Source organism: Bradyrhizobium sp. G127 (assembly GCF_021502575.1).
Lineage (GTDB): Bacteria > Pseudomonadota > Alphaproteobacteria > Rhizobiales > Xanthobacteraceae > Afipia.
In genome coordinates, this window is sequence record NZ_JAKFGN010000001.1 from 1,679,858 (window position 1) to 1,705,313 (window position 25,456).

The 25,456-nt window shown below is 60.2% G+C and carries 23 protein-coding genes; 18 read left to right on the forward strand and 5 right to left on the reverse strand.

Translation table 11 applies throughout. The annotated features are described in order from the left end of the window. Positions 1-98 precede the first annotated feature (98 nt). The 10 genes from pcaH (at position 99) to LVY71_RS08095 (ending at position 9,711) form a co-directional block, all read left to right on the forward strand. The gene (pcaH, locus tag LVY71_RS08050) at positions 99-800 is read left to right on the forward strand and encodes a protocatechuate 3,4-dioxygenase subunit beta (protein ID WP_235099277.1); all 702 of its coding nucleotides are present in this window, start codon (positions 99-101) and stop codon (positions 798-800) included. After that, positions 800-1,390: a protocatechuate 3,4-dioxygenase subunit alpha gene (pcaG, locus tag LVY71_RS08055; RefSeq protein WP_235099278.1), complete on the forward strand. Its 591-nt coding sequence runs from the start codon at positions 800-802 to the stop codon at positions 1,388-1,390. Before pcaH ends, pcaG begins: the two co-directional genes overlap by 1 nt. Before the next feature lie 303 nt (positions 1,391-1,693). Next, positions 1,694-3,307: an ABC transporter substrate-binding protein gene (locus LVY71_RS08060; protein ID WP_235099279.1), complete on the forward strand. Its 1,614-nt coding sequence runs from the start codon at positions 1,694-1,696 to the stop codon at positions 3,305-3,307. Between the two features lie 18 nt (positions 3,308-3,325). Continuing rightward, positions 3,326-4,339, forward strand: a complete 1,014-nt coding sequence (locus tag LVY71_RS08065) for an ABC transporter permease (protein ID WP_235099280.1) — start codon at positions 3,326-3,328, stop codon at positions 4,337-4,339. Further along, on the forward strand, positions 4,336-5,235 hold the full coding sequence (locus LVY71_RS08070; protein ID WP_235099281.1) for an ABC transporter permease: 900 nt from the start codon (positions 4,336-4,338) through the stop codon (positions 5,233-5,235). The genes LVY71_RS08065 and LVY71_RS08070 overlap by 4 nt, the downstream gene beginning before the upstream one ends. Before the next feature lie 4 nt (positions 5,236-5,239). Beyond that, complete coding sequence (locus tag LVY71_RS08075) at positions 5,240-6,958, forward strand: dipeptide ABC transporter ATP-binding protein (RefSeq protein ID WP_235099282.1); 1,719 nt, start codon at positions 5,240-5,242, stop codon at positions 6,956-6,958. A gap of 36 nt (positions 6,959-6,994) precedes the next feature. Further along, the gene (locus LVY71_RS08080) at positions 6,995-7,177 is read left to right on the forward strand and encodes a DUF4089 domain-containing protein (RefSeq protein WP_235099283.1); all 183 of its coding nucleotides are present in this window, start codon (positions 6,995-6,997) and stop codon (positions 7,175-7,177) included. A 10-nt stretch (positions 7,178-7,187) separates the two neighbouring features. Then, complete coding sequence (locus tag LVY71_RS08085; protein WP_502797542.1) at positions 7,188-8,582, forward strand: AtzE family amidohydrolase; 1,395 nt, start codon at positions 7,188-7,190, stop codon at positions 8,580-8,582. A 2-nt stretch (positions 8,583-8,584) separates the two neighbouring features. Further along, positions 8,585-8,977, forward strand: coding sequence for an oxalurate catabolism protein HpxZ (gene hpxZ, locus LVY71_RS08090; protein ID WP_235100052.1), 393 nt, complete (start codon positions 8,585-8,587; stop codon positions 8,975-8,977). A 14-nt stretch (positions 8,978-8,991) separates the two neighbouring features. Beyond that, positions 8,992-9,711, forward strand: coding sequence for a GntR family transcriptional regulator (locus tag LVY71_RS08095; protein WP_235100053.1), 720 nt, complete (start codon positions 8,992-8,994; stop codon positions 9,709-9,711). Positions 9,712-9,720: 9 nt separating this feature from the next. Here LVY71_RS08095 and LVY71_RS08100 read toward each other — a convergent pair whose 3' ends face one another. From LVY71_RS08100 to LVY71_RS08115, 4 genes are all read right to left on the reverse strand, one after another. Beyond that, positions 9,721-9,960 (reverse strand): DUF6489 family protein, encoded by a 240-nt coding sequence (locus LVY71_RS08100; RefSeq protein WP_235099285.1) that lies wholly within the window; start codon positions 9,958-9,960, stop codon positions 9,721-9,723. A 139-nt stretch (positions 9,961-10,099) separates the two neighbouring features. Next, entirely contained in the window at positions 10,100-11,404 is a 1,305-nt protein-coding gene (pncB, locus tag LVY71_RS08105) for a nicotinate phosphoribosyltransferase (RefSeq protein ID WP_235099286.1), read from the reverse strand. A gap of 62 nt (positions 11,405-11,466) precedes the next feature. Continuing rightward, positions 11,467-15,018, reverse strand: a complete 3,552-nt coding sequence (locus tag LVY71_RS08110; protein WP_235099287.1) for a molybdopterin cofactor-binding domain-containing protein — start codon at positions 15,016-15,018, stop codon at positions 11,467-11,469. Next, complete coding sequence (locus LVY71_RS08115; RefSeq protein WP_235100054.1) at positions 15,018-15,500, reverse strand: (2Fe-2S)-binding protein; 483 nt, start codon at positions 15,498-15,500, stop codon at positions 15,018-15,020. The genes LVY71_RS08110 and LVY71_RS08115 overlap by 1 nt, the downstream gene beginning before the upstream one ends. A 342-nt stretch (positions 15,501-15,842) precedes the next feature. On the opposite strand from LVY71_RS08115, the gene LVY71_RS08120 reads away from it, so the two are divergent. From LVY71_RS08120 to LVY71_RS08155, 8 genes are all read left to right on the forward strand, one after another. Then, entirely contained in the window at positions 15,843-17,306 is a 1,464-nt protein-coding gene (locus LVY71_RS08120; protein WP_235099288.1) for a 6-hydroxynicotinate reductase, read from the forward strand. Further along, a complete protein-coding gene (locus LVY71_RS08125) occupies positions 17,303-18,256 on the forward strand; it encodes a UPF0280 family protein (protein ID WP_235099289.1) in 954 nt (317 codons plus the stop codon). Before LVY71_RS08120 ends, LVY71_RS08125 begins: the two co-directional genes overlap by 4 nt. Next, on the forward strand, positions 18,253-18,837 hold the full coding sequence (locus tag LVY71_RS08130) for an amino acid synthesis family protein (protein ID WP_235099290.1): 585 nt from the start codon (positions 18,253-18,255) through the stop codon (positions 18,835-18,837). The genes LVY71_RS08125 and LVY71_RS08130 overlap by 4 nt, the downstream gene beginning before the upstream one ends. 180 nt (positions 18,838-19,017) lie before the next feature. Then, positions 19,018-20,184: an ABC transporter substrate-binding protein gene (locus LVY71_RS08135; protein ID WP_235100055.1), complete on the forward strand. Its 1,167-nt coding sequence runs from the start codon at positions 19,018-19,020 to the stop codon at positions 20,182-20,184. A gap of 57 nt (positions 20,185-20,241) precedes the next feature. After that, positions 20,242-22,125 carry an ABC transporter permease gene (locus LVY71_RS08140; protein ID WP_235099291.1) on the forward strand — a complete coding sequence of 628 codons (1,884 nt, stop codon included), beginning with the start codon at positions 20,242-20,244 and terminating at the stop codon, positions 22,123-22,125. Further along, positions 22,122-22,913: an ABC transporter ATP-binding protein gene (locus tag LVY71_RS08145; protein ID WP_235099292.1), complete on the forward strand. Its 792-nt coding sequence runs from the start codon at positions 22,122-22,124 to the stop codon at positions 22,911-22,913. Before LVY71_RS08140 ends, LVY71_RS08145 begins: the two co-directional genes overlap by 4 nt. After that, complete coding sequence (locus LVY71_RS08150) at positions 22,910-23,614, forward strand: ABC transporter ATP-binding protein (RefSeq protein ID WP_235099293.1); 705 nt, start codon at positions 22,910-22,912, stop codon at positions 23,612-23,614. Before LVY71_RS08145 ends, LVY71_RS08150 begins: the two co-directional genes overlap by 4 nt. A gap of 57 nt (positions 23,615-23,671) precedes the next feature. Then, positions 23,672-24,178 carry a MarR family winged helix-turn-helix transcriptional regulator gene (locus tag LVY71_RS08155; protein WP_235099294.1) on the forward strand — a complete coding sequence of 169 codons (507 nt, stop codon included), beginning with the start codon at positions 23,672-23,674 and terminating at the stop codon, positions 24,176-24,178. Here the strand turns inward: LVY71_RS08155 and LVY71_RS08160 are convergent, their stop codons facing one another. Further along, a complete protein-coding gene (locus tag LVY71_RS08160; protein WP_235099295.1) occupies positions 24,179-25,378 on the reverse strand; it encodes an amidohydrolase family protein in 1,200 nt (399 codons plus the stop codon). It abuts the gene before it with no gap. Between the last annotated feature and the right edge of the window lie 78 nt (positions 25,379-25,456).

The window sequence follows — 25,456 nt, forward strand, 5'->3', positions numbered from 1 at the left end:
ATGAACTTGTTGCGATTGGTCATTGATGTTGATCATTGATAATGTGTGATGTGGCGCGAAAAATTTAAACTCTTGATGTCGTAAAAAAGGGGCTGTTGATGACCCTGATCTATCCGCGGGAAAGCAACGCCGCCCATGCGCCCCGGCTGTCGCCGGCATACAAGAGCACGGTGTTGCGCTCGCCGACCAAGCCGCTGGTAATCGTTCCGCACACGCTATCGGAACTGACCGGTCCGGTGTACGGCCACGAGACGGTGCGCCCGAACGACAACGATCTGACAATCCAGCACAAGGGCGAACCGCTCGGCGAGCGCATTATCGTTCATGGTCATGTGCGTGACGAAGATGGGCGGGGCGTACCCCATACGCTGCTGGAAATATGGCAGGCGAACGCGTGCGGACGATATATTCATGTCGTGGACCAGCATCCAGCGCCGATCGACCCGAACTTTACCGGCGCGGGCCGCGCGCAGACTGACAGCGAGGGCTATTATCGCTTCGTCACCATCAAGCCCGGCGCGTATCCGTGGGGCAATCATCCCAATGCGTGGCGGCCGGCGCATATCCATTTCTCGCTGTTCGGCCATTCGTTTATCTCGCGGCTGGTGACGCAGATGTATTTCCCCGGCGATCCGCTGTTTGCCTACGATCCGATTTTTAATTCGGTGATGGACGAGAAGGCGCGTATGCGAATGGTGTCGAGTTTCGATCTGGAAAATACAAAGCCTGATTGGGCGTTGTGTTACCGCTTCGACATCGTGCTGCGCGGGCGCAACGCTACGCCTTTGGATCGCGACTGATGAGCAACATCACGCCATCTCAGACTGTCGGTCCTTATTTCAAGTACGGTTTGACACCGAGCCGCGACTACCAATGGAACGACGCCTTCAGCAACGATCTGGTCACACCGGATGTTTCCGGTGAGCGTATTCGCATTGTCGGTCAGGTGTTCGATGGTGCCGGTGCGGTTATTCCGGATGCCATGCTCGAAATCTGGCAGGCGGATGCGCAGGGCCGTTTTGCCGATCCGCAGGATACACGCGCGCTTCCTAACGCAGCCTTTAAGGGTTTTGGCCGCTGCGGGGCCGATGCCAATGGCGGGTATTCCTTCCACACCATCAGGCCCGGTCCGGTGCCCGGACCTAGCGGCCAGCCGCAGGCAGCGCATGTTCTTCTCGCCATCTTCGCGCGCGGCATGACGCAGCAGGCGATCACGCGGATTTATTTCGAGGATGAGGAGGCCGCCAACGCTGCCGACCCAGTCCTTGCGCTGGTCCCGGCGAAACGCCGTGGGACACTGATTGCAAGGCGGGAGCAGGGCGCCGTCGTGGCCTATCGGTTCGACGTACATCTGCAGGGCGACAAGGAAACCGTTTTCTTCGATCTGTGAATCCGGGTGGCTGCCTTGGTTGGGTGGGACATATCCGTCCCGCCTGCAGTAGCGCGCTGGAGACATCTCCGCCGTCGTCCTAGGGCGGTGCAGAATTATGCATCAAAAATATCAGCATATATTTTGTGCAAATGCTCGACTTTGTATGCAATTCAGGCGAACTCAAAGACGTCGCCGCCTTTATCAGTTTTATGAAATCGCATCATTTTCAGTAGCTTGATCCTATTTTTAAGAGACTCTTAGGATTTGGCACGATGCTTGCGAAGTTCCCCCCAGCGAAGTCTCAACGGGGTGGAGAGCATCATGAAGCGTCGCGATTTTTTGAAGACGGTCACAGGGGCCGCGGCCGGTGCGGCAATACCGGGACCGGCGATCTGGTCGTCCGCCAAGGCGGATGCCCGCTCCGAAACGCTGCTGATCGTTTCCGAAAGCGGCCCCAACAATCTCGACATTCACGGCGTGGGCACCAACGTGCCCGGCTACGAGGTCTCGTGGAATTGCTATGACCGGCTCATCACCCATGAAATGAAAACCGGCGCCAACGGCGTGCCGTATTACGACCGCGACAAGTTCAAGCCCGAACTTGCAGAGGACATGAACGTCGGCGACATGTCGGTGACGTTCAAGCTGAAGAAGAAGGCTACGTTCCACGACGGCGCGCCGGTGACGGCGAAGGACGTCAAGTGGTCGCTGGATCGTGCGGTCAGCGTCGGGGGATTCCCGACCTTCCAGATGGCGGCAGGTTCGCTCACCAAGCCTGAGCAGTTCGTCGTGGTCGATGACAACACCGTGCGCGTGGATTTCGCCAAGAAGGATCGGCTGACGATTCCCGATCTCGCGGTGATCGTGCCGTGCATTGTCAATTCCGAACTGGTGAAGAAAAGCGCCACCGAGAAAGATCCGTGGGGCCTCGAGTACACCAAGCAGAACACGGCTGGCTCTGGCGCGTATCAGGTCAAGAGCTGGACGGCCGGCACCGAAGTGGTGATGGAGCGCAACGACAACTGGGTCGGCGGTCCGCTGCCGAAAATCAAGCGCGTGATCTGGCGCATGGTGCCGCAATCCGGCAATCGCCGCGCGCTGCTGGAACGCGGGGATGCCGACATCTCCTACGATCTGCCGAACAAGGATTTCGTCGAATTGAAGGATTCCGGCAAGCTCAACATCGTCTCGACGCCGTATTCGAACGGTATTCAGTACATCGGCATGAATGTGACGCAGCCGCCGTTCGACAATCCGAAGGTGCGTCAGGCGGTAGCTTACGCGCTGCCGTATCAGAAGATCATGGATGCGGTATTGTTCGGCCTTGCCAAGCCGATGTTTGGCGGAACGGGTCCAACCGAAGTCGCGTGGCCGCAGCCTCACAAGTATAACACCGACCTTGCCAAGGCCAAGGCGCTGCTGGCTGAGGCCGGTTATCCCAACGGTTTCGAGACGACGATCTCATTCGACCTCGGCTTCGCCGGCGTCAATGAGCCGCTGTGCATTCTCGTGCAGGAAAGCCTTGGCCAGATCGGCATCAAGACCACGATCAACAAGATTCCTGGCGCCAACTGGCGCACGGAGCTGAACAAGAAAGTCCTGCCGCTCTACACCAATGTGTTCTCGGGCTGGCTCGATTATCCGGAGTACTTCTTCATCTGGTGTTACAGCGGCAAGAATTCGATCTTCAATACGATGAGTTACAAATCGCCTCAGATGGATACTTTCATCAACAGCGCGGTGGATGCTGCTGCAATCGGTGATACTGCGACTTACAACAAGGACGTGAAGGGCTTCGTCGATCTCGCGTTCGAAGACATTCCGCGTATTCCGCTCTATCAGCCCTACGTCAACGTCGCGATGCAGAAGAATATCTCGGGCTATCAGTACTGGTTCCACCGCCGTCTCGATTATCGCGCTTTGGTGAAGGCGTAACAGGGCGAGGGCGGGCTCATGCTCGGGATGATCGGAAAACGGCTGGCGTTCGCGATCCCGAGCCTGATCGGGGTCGTGATCGTCACGTTCCTTCTGACTCGGGCGCTACCAGGCGATCCGGCGGCGTATTTTGCCGGTCCCGCGGCGACCAAGGAAGCGATCGAGCAGATCCGCAAGCAGCTCGGACTCGACAAACCCCTGATCGAGCAGTTCGTGCGTTACACGGTGGATCTTTCGAAAGGCGATCTGGGGAATTCGTTGACCACCGGCCAGCCGGTGGCGACCGAAATCCGCAATCGTTTGCCGGCCTCTGCCGAACTGACGTTGATCGGACTGCTGATCGCAATTTCCATTGCGATTCCTCTTGGCATCCTCGCCGCAACCAGACCCGGGTCGTGGATCGATCATCTCTGCCGCGTGCTGACGACCGCTGGCGTGTCGCTGCCGGTTTTTTTTACCGGACTGGTGCTAGTCTATATTTTCTATTTCAAGCTCGGCTGGTCGCCCGCGCCGCTCGGACGGCTTGATGTTTTTGCTAGCACGCCGCCACGAATCACGGGATTCTATCTGATCGACAGTCTTCTCTCCGGTAAATTCGAGACGTTCCGGTCCGCACTCAGCCAGTTGATCCTTCCTGCTGCAACACTTGCAATTTTCTCATTGGCACCGATCGCGCGCATGACCCGCGCGTCCATGCTCGCGGTGCTGGCGTCGGACTTTGTGCGTACCGCGCGCGCCAGCGGGTTGTCGCCATCGAAGGTCATCGTGACATACGCGTTTCGCAACGCGATGCTGCCGGTGATTACGACCCTCAGCATGGTATTCTCGTTCCTACTGGGCGCTAACGTGCTGGTGGAGAAGGTCTTTGCATGGCCCGGTATCGGTTCTTATGCCGTCGAGGCGCTGATCTCGTCTGACTTCGCCCCGGTGCAGGGCTTCGTGCTGACCATGGCCGTGATGTACGTGCTGCTCAATCTGGTCATCGATATTCTTTACGGCGTCATCGATCCACGCGTGAGGTTGGAAGGATGAGTACCGTCGCCCCTGTCGCCGAAGCTCCGTCGCCGCCCCAAGCCTCAGGCTTTGCCGCAACGCTCCAACATGCGCGCTACATTCTTGGCGAAAACCTCGTTACGGCGTTCGCATTCGGGCTTCTTATCCTTATTGTGTTCTTGGCGATCTTCGGTCCCTGGATCGTGCCTTACGACCCCCTCGCCAGCAACACGGCACAGGCGCTGAAGCCGCCATCGGCCGCGCACTGGTTCGGAACGGACCAGTTGGGCCGCGATATTCTCAGCCGTGTCGTCGTCGCAACCCGGCTGGACTTCTTTATCGCGGCAGCCTCGGTTGTGCTGGTGTTTCTCATGGGCGGTATCGCCGGCATCGCCGCTGGTTACTTCGGCGGCTGGACGGACCGCATTGTCGGGCGAATCTCCGACACCATTATGGCGTTTCCATTATTCGTGCTGGCGATGGGTATCGTCGCCGCGCTCGGCAACACCGTACAGAACATCATCATCGCCACCGCAATCGTGAACTTCCCGCTGTATGTCCGGGTTGCGCGCGCGGAGGCCAATGTCCGCCGTGATGCGGGCTTTGTGCAGGCGGCGCGGCTGTCCGGCAACGGCGAGTATCGCATCCTGCTCGGGCATATTCTGCCGAACATCATGCCGATTATGATCGTACAGATGTCGCTGACTATGGGCTACGCCATTCTCAACGCCGCCGGACTGTCGTTCATCGGCCTCGGCGTGCGCCCGCCGACAGCGGAGTGGGGCATCATGGTCGCGGAAGGCGCGACCTTCATGGTGTCTGGCGAGTGGTGGATTGCATTCTTTCCCGGCCTTGCGTTGATGATCGCCGTGTTCTGCTTCAACCTGCTCGGTGATGGCCTGCGCGATATTGTCGACCCGCAGCGGAGGACATGACTCAATGGCTGAAACTCCTCTGCTTGATGTGAAAGATATCACCGTTGAATTCGCCACCCGCCACGGCATCGTTCGTGCCGTCCAGCATGTCAATGTCAGTGTTGCCAAGGGCGAGACGCTCGCGATCGTCGGCGAATCTGGATCTGGAAAATCCGTCACATCCTATGCGGTAATGCGCATTCTCGACCGTGCCGGCAAGATTGCCGATGGTTCTATCATGTTCTCCGGCATCGACATCAAGAACGCCTCCGAGGACGCGATGCGCGACCTGCGCGGTCGCGAAATTTCGATGATCTTTCAGAATCCGCGCGCGGCGCTCAACCCGATCCGCAAGGTTGGAGATCAGATTGAGGACGTGCTGCGCCAGCACGTACAGCAGTTTACTGTCAACGATCGCGGCGAGAAGGCGATCGAGGCGCTGGAGCAGGTCAAGATTGCCCGTCCGCGCGAGCGCTATCATGCCTATCCATTCGAACTGTCCGGCGGTATGTGCCAGCGTGTCGTTATCGCGCTGGCGCTGGCCTGCAATCCACAACTTCTAATCGCGGACGAGCCGACCACGGGGCTCGATGTGACCACGCAGAAGGCCGTGATGGACCTGATCGTCGAACTGACCAAAAGCCGCGGCATGTCCACCATTCTCATTACCCATGATCTCGGTCTCGCGGCCGCTTATTGCGACCGCGTGGTTGTGATGGAGAAGGGCAACGTAGTCGAGACGGCATTGTCGAAAGATATTTTCGCCAAGCCTGAACATCCGTATACACGCAAGCTGATGAAGGCGACTCCTCGGCTCGGGATATCGTTGCGCGATCTATTGTCTGATGAGGACCGGGCGGCCTTGCCCCCGGCAATGCCCATGGTTCCGGCTGTGCAGGCAGAAGGCGCGCCGCTTCTCGTGGTGGAAAAGCTGATCAAGGAATATCCCCGCCAAGGCGTGACCCGGTCACTGGCGGCGCTGTTCGGTCGCAAACCGCCGATCGAGCCTGAGCAGTTCCGCGCTGTTGATGGCATCAGCTTCTCGGTCGCGCGCGGCGAGAGTGTGGGTCTTGTCGGCGAATCCGGCTGCGGAAAGTCCACCACTTCGATGATGGTGATGCGGTTGCTGGGGCAAACCGACGGTCGCATTGTTTTCGACGGTGAGGACATCGGCGCTATTCCGCCGAATGCGTTCGCGCGGCTGCCGCTACGCAAGCGCATCCAGATGGTGTTTCAGGATCCGACCGACAGCCTCAATCCTCGCTTCACGGCGGCGAGGGCTATCGCCGATCCCATCATGCAACTCGGTGACATCAAGGGAAGCGCCGCGTTGCGGGCGCGGTGCGAGGAACTGGCGAAACAGGTCGGATTGCCGGTGTCATTGCTGGATCGCTTTCCGCACCAGATGTCCGGTGGCCAGAAAGCGCGCGTCGGGATCGCACGGGCCATCGCGCTGAAACCCGATCTCATCATTCTGGATGAGCCGACCGCTGCGCTCGATGTTTCGGTGCAGGCGGTGGTGCTGAATCTGTTGCAGGATCTCAAGCAGTCGATGGGAATGAGCTACTTGTTCGTGTCGCACGATTTGAATGTAGTGCGGCTTCTATGCGACCGTGTCATTGTGATGCGGGGCGGTCGAATCGTCGAGCAGGGCGAAACGGAAAAGGTGCTGGATGCGCCGCAGGATACCTATACTCGCGAGTTGCTGTCAGCAATTCCACATCCGCCGCTTCCCGCTCATTGAGGCTGAATAGAGTACGCTCCGGAGTAAGAGAAAAGCATGCCGACCGAACCGTTGGACGACTATATTGATACCGTAGCCAATGTTCTTGCGCTGCCGATCGATGCGGCCTGGAAGCCTGCCGTTCGTGCAAACCTCAATGTCACGCTGAAGATGGCGCAGTTGGTGCAGGAGTTCCCGCTGCCCGACGAGATCGAGCCGGCCAGTATGTATGAGGCCTGAAAGTATCAGCATGAGTGACGCGGAATGGTCCTCGGCGTCGGCGATTGCCGATGCCGTGTCTGGGAGGAAGGTGTCGGCCCTCGATGCCACCAACAATGCCTTGGCGCGTATCGCCGCGCACGACGGGAAACTGAACTCGTTTACCGATGTGATTGCGGAACGCGCACGGGCGACTGCGGCCAAAATCGATGCAACAATTGCCAGTGGTGGAAAAATCGGTCCACTGGCCGGCGTGCCGTTCGCCGTGAAGAATTTGTTCGACATCGCAGGGCTGCCGACACGCGCGGGTTCGAAAATCAATCGCGACCGGCTGCCGTCACAGCGCGATGCGGAGTTGATCGAACGGCTGGAGGCCGCAGGCGCGGTGCTGGTCGGCGCGCTCAACATGGGTGAATATGCCTACGACTTCACCGGCGAGAATGTTCATGACGGGGCGTCGCGCAATCCACACGATCTGACCCGGATGACCGGCGGCTCGTCGGGCGGTTCGGGCGGAGCGGTTGGCGGCGGTCTGGTGCCGCTCGCGCTGGGATCCGACACCAACGGCTCCATTCGCGTGCCGTCGTCGTTCTGCGGCATCTTCGGTTTGAAACCCACCTACGGGCGGCTGTCCCGCGCGCGGTCGTTTCCGTTCGTTGCGAGTTTCGATCATCTCGGTCCGTTCGCGCGAACGACGCGCGATCTGGCGTTGGCTTACGACGCGATGCAGGGACCCGATGCAGAGGACGCGGCATGCGTCGATCGTCCAGTCGAACCTGCGATGTCATCGCTGGTGAAGGGAATTGGCGATCTGCGGATTGCTGTCGCCGGCGGATATTTCAAGAAGAACCTTTTCCCCGAGGCGCGGGAGGCGATGACGCGCGTCGCCAAGGCCCTGTCCGTCACTCGCGAAGTAGAGATTCCGGAGGCGGCGAGGGCCCGTGCAGCCGCCTATGTGATCTCGACTTGCGAAGGAGCGTCGCTGCATCTTGACCGGTTGCGGACCCGGCCGAACGATTTCGATCCGGCGGTGCGCGACCGCCTGCTGGCTGGAGCCATGATTCCTGCGCCGTTCGTCGATCGCGCTCAAAAATTCCGCCGCTGGTACCATGACCGGGTGCTGGAGTTGTTCAAGACCGTCGATGTGATTCTTGCGCCTGCGACGCCATGCATCGCGCCGAAACTTGGCCAAGCGACATTCTTGCTGGATGGAGTCGAATTGCCCGTCCGGCCCAACATCGGCATTCATACCCAGCCGATTTCGTTTATCGGGCTTCCCGTCGTGGCGGTGCCGATTCCGCTTGATCCGATGCCGATTGGTGTTCAGGTGATTGCCGCGCCTTGGCGCGAGGATGTAGCCTTACGCGTTGCTTACGCGCTGGAGCAGGCCGGCGTCGCTCAGGCGCCGCGGCCGGCGGGGTTTTGATGATGATAACCGAGATCGATTTGCCCGATGTGGTCGCTGAAGTCAGCGAGGCCTTTGCGGGCTACGAAAAAGCGCTGACGACGAACGACGTCGCCGCTCTCGATGCGCTGTTTCGCAGGGATTCCCGGACTCTGCGTTATGGAATCGGTGAGAATCTTTATGGCTACGAGGCCATCGCCGCGTTTCGTGCCGCGCGGAATCCAGCGGGCCTGATGCGCGATCTCGCACAGACAGTTGTCACGACCTACGGTCGCGATACCGCCGTTGCCTCGACGCTGTTCTATCGGTCATCGGCGCCCGGCAGGGTCGGGCGGCAGATGCAGACTTGGATGCGATTTCCGGAAGGTTGGCGAATCGTCGCGGCCCATGTCAGTCTCATCGACGATAAGCCATGATTTTCGAGCCGGAAATGTCACAAGGATTGACTGCTGAGGCGCCCAACGCCAACGAGCAGGGGACAGTTTTCGTGCGCGCAGGCGTCGCGCCGGGAAAGCGTACGCTCGCGGAAGAACTGCGGTTACAGCTTGCCGACGACATCGTGCGCGGGGCGCTTGAGCCGGGCTCATCGCTCGATGAATCGGACATTGCGCGGCGCTTCAATGTATCGCGCACGCCGGTGCGTGAGGCGCTGCGGCAGCTCGCCGCGAGCGGTCTTGTGGATTCACGTCCGCATCGGGGTGCGGTGGTGGCGAGGCCGACCATCGAGCAACTCAATGCCATGTTCGAAGCAATGGCCGAACTTGAGGCGTTGTGCGCCGGGCTAGCCGCCGAGCGTATGCCGGTGATTCAGCGCCGCGAGCTGGAGGGCCTGCATGAACGATTGCGGCTGCTGAGTTATGAAGGCAATCCGCAACTCTTCCATGAGGCGAATGAAGCCTTCCACAACGCCATCTATGCCGGATCGCAAAACGGTTATGTCGCCGATATGACGCTCGCGACGCGGGTCCGGGTTCAGCCGTTTCGTCGTGCGCAATTCAGGAATCTCGGACGTCTCGCCAAATCCTATGTCGAGCACGACAGGGTCGTTATCGCCATCATGCGTGGCGACAAGGTCGGGGCAGCCAATGCGATGCGCGATCATATCGAGACGGTTCGGGAGGAGTACGAAGTCTACGCGGTATCGCTGTAGACGCCGCTCTCACTTTTTAGCCGCACCGCCCGCCATTCCCCCGAACATCTTGAACATGTCACCGATCTTTTCAGGATTGAACGACATCCAGTTGCGTAGGATTGCGTCCGGTGACATGCCGGCAATGCCGGCGAGCAGATTGTCCTCCATCTGCTTCATCACCTTTTCTTGCATCGGCTGAATGTTCGGAAATCCAAGGAATTCGCGGGCTTCTTCGGGTGTGCAGTCGATATTGACGGTGATCTTCACTACTTGTCCCCTTCTAATCGCGCAAAAGCGCGCGTCACATGCAGTATTCAAACGCAAGCTACACGCGATGGCTGCAAATGAAAATCGCGCCGTCACGAGCGGTGAGACATGGTAAATGCACGTTTTTCGTCGACAATAGCTAGACGTGAACAGCGCTGCGGACGCGGCCCGCATTTCCAAACACGCGCAGATAGCGCGCGATCTCGGCCGGATTGCCTGTCGCCTTTTCGGGGTTGTCCGAGAGTTTCACAGCCGGCCGTCCGTTGACCGCCGTGACCTTGCAGACCAACGAGATCGGATCGAGATCGGCGGTGCCATCCGGTGCGCATCCTACGAAGTCGTTAGTGAGATTGGTGCCCCAGCCGAAGCTTGTCCTGACGCGTCCGGCAAAGTGGCGATGGGTTTCCTCGATCGATCCCACATCCATGCCGTCAGAGAAGATCAAAAGCTTTTCCTTCGGATTGCGGCCCTTATCTTTCCACCACTGGATAATCTCTTCGCCTGCGGCGATAGGCGGCGCGCTGTCCGGACGAAAGCCGGTCCAGTCCGCCACCCATTCGGGTGCATCACGCAGAAACGCCTTGGTGCCGAATGCATCGGGCAGGGCGATCAGAAGATTTCCATCATAGGTGTGACGCCATTGGTCGAGGATGAGATAGGGCGCGCGCTGCAATTCCTGATCGTTGTTCGCCAGGGCGGCAGCCACCATCGGCAGTTCGTGGGCGTTGGTACCGATGGCTTCCAGGTCGTTGTCCATCGCCAGCAGCACGTTGGACGTGCCCGTGAATGCCGGACCGAGGCCTTCCTTGACGGCTTCGACGCACCAGCGTTGCCAGAGAAAGCCATGCCGGCGCCGTGTTCCGAAATCCGACAGCCGCAGTCCTTCGAGTTTGCGCAGCCGCTCAACCTTTGCCCACAATTTAGCCTTCGCGCGCGCGTAGAGAACGTCGAGGACGAACCGTCCCTGTCCCTTCATAGCCTGCCGCGAGCGCAATTCGTTGATGATGGCGAGCGCCGGAATCTCCCACATCGTGGTGTGGGTCCAAGGCCCGTGGAAATGCAGTTCGTACTGTCCATCGACTGTGCGCAATTCGTATTCCGGAAGCTGGAATGTCGCGAGCCAGCTGATGAAATCCGGCGAGAACATCTGGGTCTTGCCGTAGAACGTGTTACCCGCGAGCCAGATCAGTTCCTTTTTGGCGAACCGCACTGTACGGGCATGGTCGAGCTGGGCGCGGAGTTCACCCTCGTCGATGACCTCGCCGAGGCGGACATGATGGGTGCGGTTGATGACCGAGAAGGTCACATGCTCGTTCGGGTAAAACTCCCGGATCATCTGAAGCATCAGGAGCTTGTAGAAGTCGGTGTCCAGCAGGCTGCGCACGATCGGATCGAGCCGCCAGCCGTGGTTGTAGGTTCGGGAAGCAATGTCTGTTATGGCCATGCCCGGATCATATCTGCCTCTTTCACAGGCAGCCAGCCACCGGAGACGATTTTATGCGCGGTTCACGGCAGGTTCGCCTGCCGGATTCGGGCGATCGCCGCAGGGACGTCGGTCCACGGAGCTTTGTCCGGGGCAAATTGGTGCCGGAGATAGGACACAAGCTCTGCCACCTGTTCGTCGTTGAGACTGTTCTTGAAGGCCGGCATGTAGCCGAGATCGCTCGACACGGGAGTCTCGACGCCGTGCAGAATGATCTGGATCAGATTGTCGGGCATGCTGCTATGCAGGTTGCTGTTCAGCGCCAGCGATGGTCTGCTGCCAAATAATACGGGACCACCGACCTGATGGCAGACCGCACATGCGCCCTCATAGATACGCCCCCCCATGGATGATGCGGAGATAGCTTTAACGCTTGTCAGCGTTTCCAGCCGTGTGGCCATTGCCTCTTGCGCGGCTGGCGTAATCGTTGTGTCGTTGAACGAGGCGAGATAGACCGCCATGGCGCGAATATCGCTGTCGGGAACGGCGGCAAGGTCCCTGACGATTGGAGCCATCGGTCCGGCTGCGACGCCGTGGAATCGGGAAATGCCTGTTCTCAGATAAGCAAAAAGTTCGTCTTCACTCCAAGGGATTGGTGCGTGCGAGCGCGATGTTAGCGGCGGTGCTTCCCAGCCTTCCGCCGTTCCGCCCGCAAGGTAGGTCTTGGCGGTCTTCTCAGCACCCAACGTGTTGCGCGGTGTGTGGCAGGCTCCGCAATGGCCGAGGCCTTCGACGAGGTACGCTCCACGATTCCAGACCGCCGATTGGGCCGCGTCGGCCTCGAAGACCGTCGCCTGATGAAATAGCGCATTCCAGCCTGCCATCAATGGCCGGAAGTTAAAGGGAAACGCCAGCGTGGTTTCGCGATTGACCGCGCGCACAGGCGTCTGCGCCATCAGATAGGCGTAGAGCGCCTGCAGATCGGCGTCGGTCGTCCTGGCAAAATGATTGTAGGGAAATGCCGGATAAAGATGCCGGCCGTCGCGATGGATACCCTCGCGCATGGAGCGCTCGAAGGCCGGATACGACCATGCGCCGATTCCGGTCTCCGGATCAGGGGTGATGTTTGTGCTGTAAACAATGCCGAACGGTGTCTCCAGAGCCCGCCCACCGGCATTGGTAACTCCATTCACGTTCGTATGGCACTCGGCGCAGTTGCCGAGTGCGGCGAGTTGCCGACCTCGGACAATGGTTTCTGCCGAATATGTTGATGCATCCGGGCGTGCGATCGGCGGAATTGAGCGCCATGGCAGCGTTGCTGCGGCGATGCCGACAAGCGCGGCGCACGTTGCCGCGATGGTCGCAAACGTGCTGCGGCGTCTAAGGAGTGGGTTGTTCGTATCCGGGGTTTGTCCCGGTGGTTTGGAGGCCGTCGCTGGTAACGCGGATTTCGGTGCTGGTTCGTCACCACGCAGGCCCGCAAGAATGCGCTCCGGAGTAAACGGCAGTTCCCGGAAACGCACGCCGGTGGCGTCAAAGATGGCATTTGCAATGGCGGCAGCGCTGGGGACCGACGCGGATTCGCCGACGCCGAGCGGCGGCTGATCCTGTCGCGGCAGCATCAGCACGTCGATCTTCGGAACGTCGGGAAACTTGATGATTGGGTAGGCGCCCCATTCGCGGCTGGTCACGGCGGCGCGATCGAACGAGACCTCTTCCATCAGCGCGCGGCTGGTGGACTGGATGACGTTGCCGTGGATCTGGTGACGTACACCGTCCGGATTGATCATCAATCCAGAGTCTTGTCCCGCGACCACGCGCGTCACGCTAACGTCGCCGGTCGATTTGTTGACAGCAACATCCGCAATCCAGGCCGACCATGAGGCGCCATAGCCGGGAAACTTGCTGTGGACATACAGCGCATAGGCGAAGCCGCGTCCGCGAACGATGTCGCCTTCGGCTTCCGGCTCCTTCCATTGCGGGCGAGAAATCCAATCCGCGCGCTTGGCAACGGCGTTGACCAGATCGACGGCGCGGGGGTCTTTCAAATACCGCAGGCGATATTCGATCGGATCGACCCCGGCTTCAGTCGCCATCTCGTCGATATAGGATTCGTGCGCGAAGGTGTTCGGCAGCGCCGAGACGCCGCGAAACCATGAGGCTCGCGCGATTGGTGGCATGTCATGCGCGACGACGCGCATTGCATCATAGTCGTAAGGCGGGATCGCGGTGCGATCTCCCATCTCAAAGACAGCCGGGGTAGGCGGAATGATCCCGGTGAGCAGCAGCGCCAGCGTTGGCGCACCGTTCGAAGGATAGCGCGTTGCAAAGTCATAGGCAGCGACGCTGCCGTCGGGGCGCAAGCCGCCATTGACGTCCATCAATTGCGCGCTGCCCTTTGGCTCCCACGCGTGTTCCTGCTCGCGCGTCAGTTGCACGCGCACCGGCTGGCCAACGGCGCGTGACAACAGCACGGCATCGGCCGACACGTCATCGGCGCAGTTGCGGCCGTAGCAGCCCGCAGCCTCCATCCGGATCACTTCGATCTGCGATTCCGGCTGGCTCAGGAGGAGCGCAAGGTCGGCGCGGAGGATATGAGGATTTTGCGTGCCGGACCACACTCGAACATAACCATCCTGAACGTCAGCAACGGAGCAGGATGGCCCGATCGACCCATGCATCTGATAGGGCCAGATGTAGGTCCGCTTGATTTGCTTCTCGGCCCTGGCGATGGCGCTGTCCACGTCGCCCTTGTCTAGCAACGTGCGGGGTGTGCTGGGGTTGGCGCGAAGTGCGGTCTCTATATCGCTCAGGTTTGGAAGCGTCGGTGTCGGATTCCATGTGACCTTGAGTTGAGCCGCGGCCTTGACGGCATTTTCCTCACGCTCGGTTACGACGCCGACGAAATCGCCTATCTGCACCACGGCGACGAGCCCGGGAATATCGCGCACCGACGACTCGTCAACGGCGATCAGGCTGGTCCCGACAAAAGGACCGGCATCGACGCCTGAATAGGGCGGACGCACCACCCGGCCATGCAGCATCCCCGGTACGCGCACGTCATGCACATAGACCAGTTCGCCGGTCGCCTTGGCCGGAAGATCGATGCGCGGAGTCGATTGCCCGACGATCCTGTAGCTCTCGACCGCCTTGACCGGGACGTCGTCGGCAAGATCGAGGCGAATGATGTCATCGGCAATTAGTTCGCCATAAGTAATGCTCTGATTGTGTCCCCGGATGAGGCCATCCTCGACCGTCAACTCGCTTTCCGGCAGATCGAGTTTACCGGCAGCGCGCGCCAACAGAAACTGACGCGCCTGTGCGGCGGCCTTGCGCAGCGGCACCGCCGTGATCTGGATGGTCTCGCTGGCGATGGTCGCGCCCTGGTTGGGGACGCGCGAGGTGTCGCCCAGCACAACGACGACGCGTGCGAATGAGACATCGAGTTCTTCTGCGACGATTTGCCCGAGGGCGGTTCGAATGCCGGTTCCGAGATCGACGTGACCGTTGAAGGCGGTCACCAGGCCATCCGCAGTGATCTTGATAAACGTTTCGAAGGTGTCGGCTCCGCCGGACCATGCGGGACGGACGACGGACAGTGATCCGGAAAGCGGAGAGGGCCCGTCTGTCGCCATCAGTCTCTCGCCTCGGCGGGATGACCCGCGGCCCGCATTACCGCACGCAGAATCTCGATGTGGGCGCCGCAGCGGCAGAGATTATAGCGCAGCGCCTCCAGCACCTCGCTTTCGGAGGGACGTGCGTTGCGCATCAACAGCGCTTTGGTGGTCATAATCATGCCGTTGAGGCAATAGCCGCATTGTGCGGCCTGCTCTTCGATAAAAGCATTTTGCACTGGGTCGGCGTTCTCACGAGAGCCGAGGCCTTCGAGCGTCAGGATCTCTCGCTCCACGCAGCCGCTGATTGGGATGACACAGGAGCGCGCGGCCACGCCGTCGATGATCACGGTGCATGCGCCGCATTCGCCGAGACCGCAGCCGAACTTCGGCCCGTTCAATGCGAGATCGTTTCGCAGCACGTACAGCAACGCAGTCTCCGGCGCCGCGTCGACCTTATGGAGCCGGCCGTTTACCGTCAGGCGGATCGGTGTCTGCGTCATGGTCTTCGTCATGGGCCGATCTGTTGCATTGCAAAACCTGGCGGTATCTCACGGTGACGATACCGTTTGTATACAAACGTGCAAGCATGCGATGCGCCAACGTGTTTAGGGTGTTCTTCCGAATGATGCATTGCACGCTTTGTGAACACGAATGCTAGGCAATTGAGCTTTTATTCGGCAGCGCGGCTTTTCGCGCGCGGCGGCGCTTGACAGCTTTCAGGTCCGCGCGCAACATCATTCGTATACGAACAAATGCTGCGGCAGATTGAGCGGGCTTCTATGCTTTGCGGCATTCTTCGCTCTCGTTCGACAGTTCGCGCTGGCTCGCAAGTGAGTTTGTTGATGCTGACTGAAACGACCTCCGTTGCCCCTTCCGGCGGAGCGGACAAGATCCGCTGCGACGCCTGCCCGGTAATGTGCTACATCAAGCCGGGTGCGGCCGGGGCGTGCGACCGCTACGCCAACAACAATGGCGAGCTCGTGCGCGTCGATCCGCATATCGTGCTGGAGCGCACAGTAAGTCACGGCGGCAGGCTGGTGCCGTTTCAGGCCGGCGGCGATTGGGACGGCAAGATCGTTCATGAGGCTGGCGTCTTCGTCACCGCCATCGGGGCGGGCACGACCTATCCCGACTACAAGCCGGCGCCGTTCATCGTGTCGTCGGAGGTCGATGGCGTCGACATGGTCACGGTGGTGACCGAAGGCATCTTCAGTTATTGCGGCGTCAAGGTGAAGATCGACACCGATCGCTATCTCGGTCCCGAAACTGCGACCGTGCGGGTGCAGGGCGAGGCAGTCGGCCACGTCACCACGAGCGAATATGGTTCGCAGATGCTTTCGCTCGGCGGGGTTCATCATCTGACTGGCGGCTCGAAGAAAGAAGGTCGTGTTACCTGCGACGCCCTGATGGATCTGTCCAATGGCAAGCCGGTTGAATTGACGGTCGATGGCGGTGCAACGGTGGTGGTGCAGGCTGGTCATCCGCCAATCGTCAATGGTGTGCCCGAGGAGCGGATGCGCGTCGGTTGCGGCTCGGCAACCATCGGCATGTTCGCCAAGCAGTGGCATGGCAAAGTCGATGAGGTCGTGGTGGTGGACGACCATATTACTGGCGTTCTCTCAGAGCATCAGGCGGGCAAGCTACTCGACATTCCTGACACCGGCATCAAGATGAAGGGCCGCCGTTCGACGCCAGGGCGTTATTTCCAGGTAGCCGAACCTGGCATCGGATGGGGCGGCACCAATATCTCCGATCCGCTTTCGGTGCTTGGTCCGTTCGATCCCAAGACAGCGCGGTCCGGCTTGCGCATGATGATGGTCAGCACCACTGGCGAACACGCAGCCTATTTCGAACTCGACGAGGCGCTGAAGCCGGTCGAGAAGGAGATGCCCGCCGATCTCAAGCTCTCTGTCGAGCGCATTCAGGAAAATTGCGAGCCGGCGCTGTGCACAGTCCTGTTCATGGGCGGAGCGGGTGGATCGCTCCGATCAGGCGTCACCGAAAATCCGGTGCGGTTGACGCGATCGGTGAAGGATGCGCTGACGTCGGTGACCTGCGGCGGTGCGCCGGTCTATGTGTGGCCAGGTGGCGGTATCACCTTCATGGTCGATGTGACGCGACTTCCACAAGGCGCTTTCGGTTATGTGCCGACGCCTGCGCTGGTGGCGCCGATCGAGTTCACGTTGCGGCTGTCGGATTATGCCGCGCTGGGCGGACACATGGATCATGTGCGGCCGCTGTCGTCGATCCGAAATAACACCGAGTTGCGCGAGCCACCGCCGCTGAAGCCCACGAGGCAGATATGACACGGCTGCCGCGGATCGGATGGCTGGCGGACGGGAAGCGACTGCATTTGCAGGATGGACCTATTGATCTGATTATCGAGGCGCGTGGGACTGCAAATAATGTTCGCGCTGCCTATGAAGCCGCGGTCCGCCGGTTCACCGGCCTGCTCGATATGCTGTGCGATGAGTTGCCTGAGCTTCGCCGCGCGGTGCATCCAGATAGATGCGTGCTGCAAGGCCGCGTGGCGCGCCGGATGCACGCCGCTGTCGCGCCATTTGCCGCTGCGTCCTTTATCACGCCGATGGCGGCTGTCGCCGGTGCGGTCGCTGAGGAAGTACTTGGCGCCATGACCGAGTCAGCGGACCTCAAGCGCGCCTACGTCAATAACGGCGGCGACATTGCGCTGCATCTGACGGACGACGAACGCCTCACGGTGGGGCTAGTTGATGATCCAGCTGCTCCCAGCCTGATCGGGAAAACCGTCATTGAGGCCAGCGATACGATACGCGGGATCGCCACCAGCGGATGGCATGGTCGCAGCTTTTCGTTAGGAATCGCTGATGCGGTAACCGTTCTGGCGCGAACGGCCTCCCAGGCGGATGCCGCCGCGACGATCATCGCCAACGCGGTCGATCTGCCGGGACATCCGTTGATTGTCCGCTGCCCGGCGGACGAGATTCAGCCCGATAACGATCTCGGCGGGCGCCTTGCGACGCGCGATGTTGGCAAATTGTCGCATCACGAAATTGCGGAAGCTCTCAGGGCCGGTATCAGCAAGGCGCAGGTGCTCCTCGCAATGGAACTGATCGAGGGAGTGGCGCTTCATCTGCAAGGCACGACGGAGGTCGTCGGACTGAAGGACCTCCATAGTGAGGTGCAACTGCCGCGCGCTGGGACAACCGAACGACCTGAGAATATGCTTCATGTTGCGATGGCCGACACCGATATTCGGGGAGAATGTGTTGCATGAGCGCCGTCATTCGCAAGATCGTCACCGTGGTCGAGGAGACGTTGATGGAGGGAGGGCGAGGTGTGTCGCCGCCCACCCGCCGGGCGGCGGCTATTGCGGTGATCGAAAATCCATTCGCGGGTAGATACGTTGAGGATCTCGCGCCGCTGATCGCGGTTGGCGAAGAATTGGGCGAATTGCTTGCGGCAAGGGCCGTTGCGGCACTCGGGATCGAGGGCAGCAAGGTACAGAGCTATGGCAAGGCAGCAGCGGTCGGCGAAAACGGTGAGCTCGAGCACGCGGCAGCGATCCTGCATCCAAAGCTAGGTGCGCCGGTCCGCAAAGCGCTCGGCAAGGGCGCGGCGCTGATCCCGTCTTCCAAGAAACGCGGCGGAATGGGAGTATCGCTCGATGTTCCGCTCGGTCACAAGGATGCAGCATTCGTGCGAAGTCATTTCGACGGTATGGAAGTGCAGATCAACGACGCGCCACGTGCAAACGAAATTATGGTTGCCGTTGCGGTGACCGACAGCGGACGACCGCTGCCGCGCGTCGGCGGTCTGACGATTGACGAGATCAAGGGTGAGGACGGCCTGCGATAGCAGTCGTTTCATTCGTAAAGTATCTGAGGAATAGCCGGGCTGTCCCCTGATGAGGGAAGGGATGGACGGACGTCACGGCGGAGCGTTGGCTCTCGCCAACATTGGAGGTCTGGGATGCTACGACGCGAACGTCTTTTGAACGGTCTCTCTGGAAGTCTCTTGGGCGCAGGTCTGGCTGTGATGCTGGGCAGCATGGCGACGTCTGCCATGGCGCAGAGCGGCGAGGTCAAGATTGGCGAGATTAACAGCTACTCACTGCTGCCGGCGTTCACCGAACCATACCGAAAGGGCTGGCAACTCGCGGTCGAGGAAGTCAACGCCGCAGGCGGCGTCAACGGCAAAAAGCTCGTTGTTGTCTCGAAGGACGATGGTGGTAAACCTGCCGACGCGCAGACCGCAGCCAATGAGCTGGTGTCGAGCGAAGGCGTGGTGATGCTGACCGGCACGTTTCTCTCGAATATCGGTCTGGCCGTCAGCGATTTCGCCAAGCAGAAGAAAGTCTTTTTTCTTGCTGCCGAACCTCTGACCGACGCCATCACCTGGTCGAAGGGCAACCGCTACACGTTCCGCCTGCGTCCTTCCAATTACATGCAGGCTGCGATGCTGGTGGAAGAAGCTGCGAAACTGCCAGCCAAGCGCTGGGCGACCATCGCGCCGAACTACGAATATGGTCAGTCGGCGGTAGCGGTTTTCAAGAAACTTCTGTCCGAGAAGCGACCCGACATTCAGTGGGTCGACGAGCAGTGGCCTCCGCAGGGCAAGATCGACGCGGGTCCGGTGGTGCAGGCGACGGCCAGCGCCAATCCGGAGGCGATTCTCAACGTCACGTTCGGGGCCGATCTCGTGAAGCTCGTCCGCGAAGGCAATACACGTGGCCTGTTCAAGGATCGCTCGGTGGTCTCGTTCCTCACCGGCGAGCCGGAATATCTCGATCCGCTGAAGGACGAAACTCCCGAAGGATGGATCGTCACCGGCTATCCTTGGTACGGCATCAAGACCCCCGAGCATGATGCTTTTCTGAAAGCTTATCAGGGCAAATATAACGACTATCCGCGATTGGGATCGATCGTTGGCTACCAGACGATCAAGGCCGCTGCTGCGATCCTGAACAAGGCCAAGTCCGACGACCCCGAGAAGATGATCGCCGCGGCTGAAGGGCTTTCCATGTCCTCACCGTTCGGTGAGATCACATTCCGCAAGATCGATCATCAGTCGACGCTTGGCGCGTTTGTCGGCAAGACGGCGCTGAAGGACGGCAAGGGCGTGATGGTCAATTCGGCTTACCGCAAGGGCTCGGACTTCCTGCCCAGCGATGCGGAAGTTGAGAAGCTTCGTCCGAAGGATTGAGACTGACGACCGCGGGCGCATCATGCGCCCGCGGCATTTCACAGCCCCGGATCGCTTATGAGCTTCTACTTTGTTCAGTTCCTGACGGGTCTTGCGAGCGCGGCATCGCTGTTTCTCGTCGCCTCGGGTCTGTCGATTATCTTCGGCGTGACGCGCATCGTTAATTTCGCCCATGGCGCGTTCTACATGCTGGGCGCCTATGTCGCCTTCACGCTGACTGAGCGGTTATCCGGCGCGCTCGGCTTCTGGGGCGGCGTTGTTGCCGCGGCGTTCATCGTTGCGGTTCTTGGCGTGCTGGTGGAGATGGTGCTGCTGCGGCGAATCTATAAGTCGCCGGAACTGTTTCAGTTGCTGGCGACCTTTGGATTGACATTGATGGTCGAGGACCTCGTGGTTCTGATCTGGGGGCCGGATGATCTGGTGGGCCGCCGCGCGCCCGGTTTCCGGGGGGCGGTGGATTTCTTCGGCCAGAATATTCCAACCTACGATCTTTTTCTGATCGTGCTTGGCCCGGCGGTGCTCGGCGCGTTGTGGCTGCTGTTCCGCCGCACCCGGTGGGGTGTTCTGGTTCGCGCGGCGACGCAGGACCGCGATATGGTTGCTGCGCTCGGCGTCAACCAGAAGTGGCTGTTCACCAGCGTCTTCGCTGTCGGCGTGTTTCTCGCGGCACTTGGGGGAGCACTGCAAATCCCGCGTGACGCCGTGCATCATGCGATGGATCTGCGCATCATCGTCGACGTCTTTGTCGTCGTCGTGATCGGCGGCCTCGGAAGCATTACGGGGGCTTTCGTCGCAGCGGTGCTGGTCTCCGAACTCAATGCGTTCGGCATCCTGATCTTCCCGAAGATCTCCATCATCCTCGTGTTCCTGGTGATGGCCGCTGTTCTGATCGTGCGGCCATGGGGTCTGTTCGGCAAGCCCGAAGCCGCGGTGCGCAAGACGCCGGGCCTGACAGTTCGCCCATGGCGTCCGCTGACCACCAACGAGCGCTTTGGAGCGCTGGCAGCGCTGATCGTGGCAGCGGCGTTGCCGCTGGTCGGTGGCAACTATGCCCTGACTGTGGGCGCGGAAATTGCGATCTTCGTGATTTTTGCGGCGAGTTTGCATTTTTTGATGTCGGTTGGCGGACTGGCCTCATTTGGCCATGCGGCTTACTTCGGCCTCGGTGCTTATGGTGTTGCATTTCTGGCCAAGGCCGGGGGCCTGCCAATGATTGTGTGCCTGTTGCTGGGCCCTCTGCTTGGGCTGCTCGGCGCGGCAGTGTTCGGATTTTTCGCTGTTCAGCTGTCCGGCGTTTACTTTGCGATGCTGACGCTTGCTTTCGCTCAGATCGTCTGGTCGATTGCGTTCCAGTGGGTTGCGGTGACCGGGGGTGACAATGGAATTCTCGGCGTTTGGCCCGATGCCTGGGCGGCGGGGCCAACGCACTTCTACTGGTTGTCCCTTGGCATTGCGACGCTAGCCGTCGCGGCGCTTCGCGTCATCGTCTTCTCGCCGTTCGGTTATGCGTTGCGCGCAACGCGAGATTCCGGCTTGCGCAGCGAAGCCATCGGTATCGACGGCAAGCGGATTCAATGGACGGCCTTTGTGATCGCCGGCACGGTCGCTGGCATCGGCGGTGCTTTGTTCGCGTATCTCAAGGGGAGTGTGTTCCCCGATAGTCTTGGTATTTCGCTGTCCGTCGATGCACTGGTGATGGTGCTGCTCGGCGGCGTCGAGACGGTATCCGGCGCGGTCATCGGCGCGATCGTCTTCAAGGCGCTCAACATCTGGCTGGTCAGCCAGACCGACTGGTCCAAGCTTGTCCTTGGCGCGATCATTGTGCTGATTGTTGTCGCTTTCCCAAAGGGAATCGTTGGAATGCTGGAAACCATTCGCTGGCAGCGACGGTCATCTTCCAAACCCACCATTCTGGCATCGCGAATAGAGGGCGCAGAATGAGCGGCGCACCCACGCTTCTATCAGTCGAGGGGCTGACCAAGTCCTATGGCGGCGTGCATGCCGTGCGCGGCGTGTCCTTCTCGCTGGCGGCCGGCGAGATTCTTGCCCTGATCGGTCCCAACGGGGCGGGCAAGAGCACGTGTTTCGACATGTTGAATGGCCAGAATATTCCCGACAGTGGCCATATCAATCTGTTGGGCCGGGAAACCACCGGCCAGAAGCCGCGGGCCATCTGGCGGCTCGGTGTTGGGCGCACGTTTCAGATCACAGCGACATTCCCGACCATGACCGTGCGCGAGAATGTGCAGGTCCCTCTGGTGTCCTACAATTCCCAGCTTTTCAACATGTGGCGGTCGACGCCGGCCTATGCGTGCGCGGAGGCGGACCGCTTGCTCGACCTTGTTGGCATGAGCGGCTATGCCGACCGTCCTTGTGGTGAACTGGCCTACGGCGACCTTAAGCGGCTTGAACTTGCCATCGCGCTCGCCAATCAGCCCAGGCTGCTTTTGATGGACGAACCGACGGCGGGGATGGCGCCGCGTGAACGTGTTGAACTGATGCGTCTCACCGCGCGCATTGCACGAGAAAAATCCATCGGTGTTCTTTTCACGGAGCACGATATGGATGTGGTGTTCGAGCATGCCGACCGCATTCTGGTGCTCAACCGCGGTACGCTAATCGCCGAAGGGTCGCCCGAGGAAGTCCGGCGTAATCCGCAGGTCCGCGCGATCTATCTGGGCGAAGGGCTGGTTTACGATGCACGGCATCGCGAGGGAGCATCGGCATGAAGCTCTCGGTTCAGGGGCTCAACAGCTATTACGGCCCGGCTCATATCCTGTTCGATGTCGCGCTTGAAGTGGGCGAGGGTGAAGTGGTTGCGCTTCTCGGCCGAAACGGCGCGGGAAAATCAACGACATTCCGCTCCATTGTCGGTCTGGTCGAACAGCGCGAAGGCCAGATCATCTTCGAAGGACAGGATGTGTCGAACCAGCCGACCCACGCCATCGTACGCAACGGACTCGGCTATGTACCCGAAGAACGCCGTATCTTCACAGATCTCACCGTTGAAGAGAACCTCGAAGTCGGCAGGCAGCCGCCGCGGTCCGGCGCGCCGCAATGGACTCGCGAAAAGCTGTTCACTTTGTTTCCCAATCTTGCCGAGATGCGCGGCCGCATGGGCGGGCGGATGAGCGGCGGCGAGCAGCAGATGCTGACCATCGCGCGGACCCTGATGGGCAACCCGTCGCTGGTGCTGCTCGACGAGCCGTCCGAAGGGTTGTCACCAAAGATTGTGGAGCAGATGGTGGATGCAATCCTGACCATGAAGAAGGAAGGCGTCAGCATCATCGTGTCTGAGCAGAATCTTCATTTCGCGAATCTGATTTCGGACCGGGCCTACATTATCGAACGCGGGCGTATCTGTTTCAGCGGCACCATGAGCGAACTTGAGGCGCGGCCGGACATTCGGGACGCTCATTTGGCCGTTTAAGAGCCGTCTGCTTATGCGATATCTGCGAGACAAAGAACGAGCGCCGGGGAAACAAGAATGGCCAAAGCTGCTTTGAACAAGGCCGCCACCCATAACAAGGCTGTCGCTTCCAATAAAAATTCCCCGCCAAAGCGGGGCGTAAAGCCCTCAAAGCAATCTTATGTGCTGGAGGACCAGATCGGATTTATTTTGCGTCAGGTCTGGCAGCGCCATGCAACGATCTTTGCGAGGGAAATCGGCATCAACCTGACGCCGACGCAATGGGCGGCGCTGGCGAAGCTCACCGAGACCGGTCCGTGTTCGCAGAACCAGCTCGGACGTTTGACCGCGATGGATGTTGCCACCATCAAGGGCGTGATAGACCGGCTCACGGCGCGAGGACTGACGGAAACCAGTTCCGATCCGCAGGACGGTCGCCGGCTTCTGGTCAGCCTTACGCGTGCAGGGCAGACGATGGCTGAAAAAGCTGCTCCCAATGCACTCGCAATTTCGAAGGAAACGCTCGCGCCGCTCGATGCGAAGGAGCGCGAGACGTTTATGGCCCTGCTGAGCAAGCTGCGCTGATCAGTGAGCCACGATCTCCGGCACCTTGGTCGCCGGTGGTGTGTTGCGGCTGCGCTGGGTCCGGACAATGCCGTCGATAATGGCCATGCCAATGCCCGGTAAGTCGCCGAGCTGAACGCTGTCGAGAAGATTTTTGCCGGCGGAATGTTGCGCCTTGTCCATAATGACAAAATCGGCAGCGCGACCAACTTCAATAATTCCGCAATCCAGCGCACGCATCCGCGCGGTGTTACCGGTCGCGAAACAGAACGCAACTTCTGCCGGAACATCGCCGAGTGACGACAGCAGCGACACCATACGCAGGATGCCGAGCGGCTGCACTCCGGAGCCCGCCGGGGCATCGGTGCCGAGAATGACGCGGTTAAGTTCGCCCATTTCCCGGGCGATGCGAAGCGTATAAAGCGCGGCGCGCTCGTTTCCGTTATGCACCAGTTCGAGGCCGCGCTTGCAGCCTTCGCAGATGCAGCGGATTTGTCCGTCGGGCAGAGCGGTGTGGCCACCGTTGATGTGGCCGACAATATCGGTGTCCGCTTCGAGCACCACATCGGCATCGATCAGGCCGGATCCGGGGATCGACGGCCCGCCGGTGTGAATGGTGCTGTTCATGCCGTATTTGCGTGCCCACGCCACCATCTTGCGCGCGGTGGGACCGTCCTTGACGCTTCCGAGTCCGACCTCGCCGAGCCATCGGACACCGGCTGTTGCCATCTCCTTGAAGTCTTCTTCGGTCATGCCGTGTTCGATCACCGGCGCACCGGCGTGAACCTTGACGCCACCGGGACGCAGGTTGTCGAACGCGCGCTGGGCGAAGATCGCCATCGCCTTAAGGCCAACCACGTCCTTCGGACGGCCGGGCATGTGAACCTCGCCCGCCGAAATCATCGTGGTGACACCGCCGTTCAGGAAACTGTCGATCCAGCCGATCTGGTTCTGCCGCGGCGTCCAGTCGCCGGCGACCGGGTGAACGTGGCTGTCGATCAGGCCGGGGGTCACGGTCGTTCCGTTGGCCTCGATGATCGTGGTAGCACCTTCGGTATCGATGTCCTTGGCGCGTCCGATGGCGGTGATCCTGCCGTTCTCAGCGACGATGGTGTCGGCATCCAGAATCGGCTTTTCCAGCGCCCCGCTCAGGATCAGGCCGATGTTGCGGATCACCAGCTTGGTCGGGCCGGTGCTGCGTTGGGGCGCATCGTGAGACATGCATGCTTCCTTCTTGTCGCTGCCTGAACTATCGGCACTTCCCAACTTGAGCGCGCCTTGACCGAAGGATCAAGCCGG

Excerpts from the sequence above, each read along its gene's own strand:
- LVY71_RS08080 (WP_235099283.1), top strand. The coding sequence starts at position 6,995 with ATGCCGACCGAACCGTTGGACGACTATATTGATACCGTAGCCAATGTT.
- LVY71_RS08140 (WP_235099291.1), top strand. The coding sequence starts at position 20,242 with ATGAGCTTCTACTTTGTTCAGTTCCTGACGGGTCTTGCGAGCGCGGCA.
- LVY71_RS08065 (WP_235099280.1), top strand. The coding sequence starts at position 3,326 with ATGCTCGGGATGATCGGAAAACGGCTGGCGTTCGCGATCCCGAGCCTG.
- LVY71_RS08145 (WP_235099292.1), top strand. The coding sequence starts at position 22,122 with ATGAGCGGCGCACCCACGCTTCTATCAGTCGAGGGGCTGACCAAGTCC.
- LVY71_RS08060 (WP_235099279.1), top strand. The coding sequence starts at position 1,694 with ATGAAGCGTCGCGATTTTTTGAAGACGGTCACAGGGGCCGCGGCCGGT.
- LVY71_RS08085 (WP_502797542.1), top strand. The coding sequence starts at position 7,188 with ATGAGTGACGCGGAATGGTCCTCGGCGTCGGCGATTGCCGATGCCGTG.
- LVY71_RS08110 (WP_235099287.1), bottom strand. The coding sequence starts at position 15,018 with ATGGCGACAGACGGGCCCTCTCCGCTTTCCGGATCACTGTCCGTCGTC.
- pcaH (WP_235099277.1), top strand. The coding sequence starts at position 99 with ATGACCCTGATCTATCCGCGGGAAAGCAACGCCGCCCATGCGCCCCGG.
- LVY71_RS08070 (WP_235099281.1), top strand. The coding sequence starts at position 4,336 with ATGAGTACCGTCGCCCCTGTCGCCGAAGCTCCGTCGCCGCCCCAAGCC.
- LVY71_RS08115 (WP_235100054.1), bottom strand. The coding sequence starts at position 15,500 with ATGACGCAGACACCGATCCGCCTGACGGTAAACGGCCGGCTCCATAAG.
- LVY71_RS08075 (WP_235099282.1), top strand. The coding sequence starts at position 5,240 with ATGGCTGAAACTCCTCTGCTTGATGTGAAAGATATCACCGTTGAATTC.
- LVY71_RS08130 (WP_235099290.1), top strand. The coding sequence starts at position 18,253 with ATGAGCGCCGTCATTCGCAAGATCGTCACCGTGGTCGAGGAGACGTTG.
- LVY71_RS08155 (WP_235099294.1), top strand. The coding sequence starts at position 23,672 with ATGGCCAAAGCTGCTTTGAACAAGGCCGCCACCCATAACAAGGCTGTC.
- LVY71_RS08120 (WP_235099288.1), top strand. The coding sequence starts at position 15,843 with ATGCTGACTGAAACGACCTCCGTTGCCCCTTCCGGCGGAGCGGACAAG.
- hpxZ (WP_235100052.1), top strand. The coding sequence starts at position 8,585 with ATGATAACCGAGATCGATTTGCCCGATGTGGTCGCTGAAGTCAGCGAG.
- pncB (WP_235099286.1), bottom strand. The coding sequence starts at position 11,404 with ATGGCCATAACAGACATTGCTTCCCGAACCTACAACCACGGCTGGCGG.
- LVY71_RS08150 (WP_235099293.1), top strand. The coding sequence starts at position 22,910 with ATGAAGCTCTCGGTTCAGGGGCTCAACAGCTATTACGGCCCGGCTCAT.
- LVY71_RS08095 (WP_235100053.1), top strand. The coding sequence starts at position 8,992 with ATGTCACAAGGATTGACTGCTGAGGCGCCCAACGCCAACGAGCAGGGG.
- LVY71_RS08135 (WP_235100055.1), top strand. The coding sequence starts at position 19,018 with ATGCTGGGCAGCATGGCGACGTCTGCCATGGCGCAGAGCGGCGAGGTC.
- LVY71_RS08125 (WP_235099289.1), top strand. The coding sequence starts at position 17,303 with ATGACACGGCTGCCGCGGATCGGATGGCTGGCGGACGGGAAGCGACTG.
- LVY71_RS08160 (WP_235099295.1), bottom strand. The coding sequence starts at position 25,378 with ATGTCTCACGATGCGCCCCAACGCAGCACCGGCCCGACCAAGCTGGTG.
- pcaG (WP_235099278.1), top strand. The coding sequence starts at position 800 with ATGAGCAACATCACGCCATCTCAGACTGTCGGTCCTTATTTCAAGTAC.